Genomic DNA, 2265 nt, shown 5'->3' on the forward strand with positions numbered 1-2265 from the left:
GCTTAAACCACCATTTTTTTTATCAAAAAGAGTTATTCTTTTATCTTTTAAAGTGTATTCTTTTGCTATGTTAAATGAGTTTTCATCTGTACTACCATCATTTACTAGTATGATTTCTAAGTTAGTATAAGTTTGATTGATTACACTATCTAAACATTCTTTTAGATATTTTTCTACATTATATATGGGGATTACTACGCCGATGATTTTCATATATGCATAACCTTAATTATTTTTGATATTATATCAAAAAACTTTTTAGGAATATATATGCAAATACAACAAAATAGCCCTTTATTTTATAATAATTTAATAAAAAAATTAAGCTCATTTATACCTATAAAATCAATAAGAAGAAAATTAAGAAATCATATTCAATATAAGTTAGAACACCCCAAAGTGGCTAATTATCTTTCAAACAACTATATAAACCCTTTTTTAGAAGGAAAAATTCCTCATTTTGATTTTGAAAAAAAACATCATTTTAAAAACGATAAAATTATTTGGCAATTTTGGTATCAAGGTAAAAATCAAGCTTCACCTATGATACAACAATGTTTCAATTCAGTGCAAAGTCAAATGAAAGATGACTACACAATCATCATTTTAGATAAAGATAATATAAAAGAGTATATTGATTTTCCACCATATGTTATAGAAAAATTGGAAAATAATTTTTTTGGAGAAAAAACTATAACTTTTTTTTCAGATCTTTTAAGAGTATGCTTACTTGCAACTTATGGAGGTATATGGTGTGATGCAAGTATATTTTTAAGCTCTAAAATTCCTAATGAGCTTTGTGATAAGGATTTTTTTATCTTTGAAAGATCAAAAACAAAACCTAGTAAAGAAAAATTGAAAAAATTTATCAAAAGTGGATATTTTTCTTATGGATATTTTAACTGGAATGATGATTTTAAGGTTAAAATGCTAAGTAGTTTTATGATAGCCAAAGCAAGCAATACTTTTATTCAAACTCTAAAAGATATTTTAATAAATTATTGGAAAAATGAGCAATCAAATGAAAATCACTATTATTTTGTACTGCATATCATATTTGAACTTTTAAAAGAACATGGCTTTGTAAATGATACCTATAAAAATATGAGTGATATAGAATGTCATTTATTACAATTTAGCGCCAAAGAAAAATTTAATCCAACTCTTTGGGAAGAAATTCAAAAGCAAAGTTTTTTACACAAACTCACGCATTTTAAATCTATAAAAAAAGATTCAATGATAGATAAAATCATTTTGCAAAGTTGATTTTATCTAAAAATACCTTTTATTTTTTGCCAAATTTTCCAAAGATCATAAGGAATTTTTGTTTGGATAAAAGGTTTTATTATAGGTAATTTTTCTTTTAAATTTAAAGGATCTTTTTTAAATTTTTTAATCCTCAAAGCCTTTTTTACATAAAAAGGCAGAAAGGTTTCCTTTATAGCTTGAAAATTTTCATTTTTTTGATCTTTAAAAAATTCTATCAACTCTAAAGCTGTTATCATCCTACTTGCTGCTTTTAAATAGTTTTTTGCCTCTTTAGCATTTTCTCCAAAAAATTCATATAAGTCTTTAAAGTACTCTGATACATTTGCCTTTGTGACTTTCTTATCATGATTTGATATACTATTTGCTCTCAAACGGCACAAATACAATCTTTTTGGCAAAATATAAATATTATTAGCACAGCTAAATAAAACCATACCAAAATGAATATCTTCATTGATGATTTTGTTAATAAATTTAAGTTTTAATTGTTTTAAAAATGAAAAATCTATCATACCACCCCAGCTAAACGAGATATCCCTTGAACCTACTTTTATAGCTTGCTTAGCATAGTCTCTTGGAGTGATAGTACATTCTTGAGTGAAATTAAATATATTCATCCTTGTTTTTTGACCCTTATCTTCTATACCATCATCATAAATACAAGTATGGTCAAACCATAATACATCTACATTTTGCATTCTTATAACACACTCTTCTATGCAGTTTAACTCCCAATAATTATCAGAATCTAAAAAGATAATATAATCAATCTTTGGAATTTCTAATTTATCATCTACTAAAGCATTTTTATGTTTATAAATTTTATAAATATTTTGTGGGTTATTGCCAACAATCTTAAAAATATTTAATTCATTTTCTTTTTCAATATATTGTATTTCATATTCACCATAAAAAAATTCTATACCTACATTTCTAGCACTACTTAAACCACCATTTTTTTTATCAAAAAGAGTTATTCTTTTATCTTTTAGAGTA

2 protein-coding genes and 1 pseudogene are annotated in these 2265 nt (G+C 24.5%); 1 reads left to right on the top strand and 2 read right to left on the bottom strand.

The genetic code is table 11. The features are described from left to right. A partial coding sequence (locus CAMP5063_RS08215) for a glycosyltransferase family 2 protein (RefSeq protein WP_337195155.1) occupies positions 1-213 on the bottom strand: 213 nt, incomplete at its 3' end. 57 nt (positions 214-270) lie between these two features. Between CAMP5063_RS08215 and CAMP5063_RS08220 the strand changes: the two genes are divergently transcribed. Next, positions 271-1266 (top strand): capsular polysaccharide synthesis protein, encoded by a 996-nt coding sequence (locus CAMP5063_RS08220; protein WP_263737343.1) that lies wholly within the window; start codon positions 271-273, stop codon positions 1264-1266. Here the strand turns inward: CAMP5063_RS08220 and CAMP5063_RS08225 are convergent. Next, positions 1250-2265 (bottom strand): annotated as a pseudogene (locus CAMP5063_RS08225) (glycosyltransferase family A protein); the annotation flags it as partial. The gene CAMP5063_RS08220 and the pseudogene CAMP5063_RS08225 overlap by 17 nt on opposite strands.

It is taken from the genome of Campylobacter sp. RM5063 (assembly GCF_024723655.1).
In the GTDB taxonomy this organism is placed as follows: Bacteria; Campylobacterota; Campylobacteria; order Campylobacterales; family Campylobacteraceae; genus Campylobacter_D; species Campylobacter_D lari_D.

Excerpts from the sequence above, each read along its gene's own strand:
- CAMP5063_RS08220 (WP_263737343.1), top strand. The coding sequence starts at position 271 with ATGCAAATACAACAAAATAGCCCTTTATTTTATAATAATTTAATAAAA.